Source organism: Desulforamulus aeronauticus DSM 10349 (assembly GCF_900142375.1).
Lineage (GTDB): Bacteria > Bacillota > Desulfotomaculia > Desulfotomaculales > Desulfotomaculaceae > Desulfotomaculum > Desulfotomaculum aeronauticum.
The window spans coordinates 1-1,614 of record NZ_FRAR01000056.1; the positions used below are offsets into that span (position 1 = coordinate 1).

The 1,614-nt window shown below is 38.3% G+C and carries 1 protein-coding gene and 1 pseudogene; both read right to left on the reverse strand.

Features of this window, described 5'->3' with window-relative positions:
- A pseudogene (locus tag BUA78_RS19610) lies at window positions 1-1,076 on the reverse strand (hypothetical protein); the annotation flags it as partial.
- Window positions 1,077-1,098: 22 nt separating this feature from the next.
- On the reverse strand, window positions 1,099-1,614 hold a 516-nt coding region (locus BUA78_RS19615; RefSeq protein WP_139257473.1), incomplete at its 5' end, for a LamG-like jellyroll fold domain-containing protein.

Consider the following 1,614-nt stretch of genomic DNA (forward strand, 5'->3'; position numbering starts at 1 on the left):
ACATCAGTTGTATTAGTGTCAATTCTCATACAGGCGGAACCACTCTTGCTTGTCGACGTTGACCAAGTAACAAATCCACCGTCTCCAACAAAACCCGTTGGTAATGAATCCTCAAGGCTGCTTTGATTCGCGGTAAGAAGGTTTGTCGTCCCTTCTTCTACCATCAACGCCTGTCCAAATTTACCTGCCTCATAGCGGGGCTGATTTACGGCAACCTGCGAGCCATCCTGCTCGTATGCTACCGAGGAACGACTAAATGTAGCATTAAGCAATATAAAAGTTGGATCAATAATAACCGGATAAACAGCTTTCTTAAGCCATTCAGGATCAACGGATACTGTTAACAATCCCGCCTTGGATAATTCCACATTAACTAGATCACAACGATTACTATTTTTATCCAGAGCATAGGGCTTGGGCATATAGAAAAGCGGGTTATCTGAGCTAGGATCAAAGAAATGTATTTCTCCATTATATTTTTTCTTGTAAAGTACATTACTTATATCAACTTTAAAATGAAAATCACTTTTGCCGGTATACTTTTGGACAATTATGTCCTCTTTCAGATAACTTTTTTCAACCGTATACCGGAATTCAGTATAAGGGTAGATATCTTTGTAAGAAATGGTGTTTTGATACACTTTACCGGTAACGGAAACGGACTCCGAAGGGCTAAGCAACAAACTTGCTCCACCATAGGAGAAACGAAGCAGGTTTTTTCCGGATTTGGATGAAAACCCGGCAATATACAAACCCGATTTGTTTCTTATGGGAAAATTATTTATATAACTGTTTGTGGGATAAGTTATGTTTGCATAATTCATCGGATTAATATTTTCAGATTCAAATACGAGATTATTTGAAATGTCATCCATTTCACTTTTTTGCTTTACATCTAAAGGTGACATGAGCAAAGGGCTATTATAATTATTAAGTTCTTTTATTGCAGGATCTTTTATCTCGTTCAATTCAGTAGCATTTAAACTGGCGGGAAAACTGGGCATTATAGTTAAGCAAACAATCAGCAGCACTAACAGATAAAAGAATAATCGTTTATTATTCCTGATTTCATGCAAAGACTGAATCCCTCCCTGTTGATCAATTCCCTTGATAATTAATTGTTCGTCTAATTAAATTTCCGTTGTTATCATACTGTAAGTTTATTGCTTTATTTGGTGTAACAACCATATTTAAACGATTTAAGCTATCGTAAATGTAATTAATTGCAGGAATGTTTGCATCCAAGCTATTATCAAACGTTACTTTTAACGTTGTATCTGCATCCACAGGCAACGGTTGGTTACTTTGAAAGGCCCCCTGAATCTCAGCTGCGGTACGAGCACGATTGGAAATGCGTAGGTCGTCAATTAGCTGATTATATTGATTTCCACTCGTCCAAGAGCCAATATAAGCCACAGGTGCCGAAATCGTAGTTGGAAGAAACCTTGTTGCCACACTACCCTTATTCACACCATTTAAATAGCCCTGTCCCCCTGTGTTGGCATCCCAGGTAATACCAAAGGTGTACCACCCTGCGGTAGTTATGCTACCTAAATTTACTATTGAACCTTCTCCACTTGCATTTGAAAACCAAATACCCCAGTTTGTCGTGTT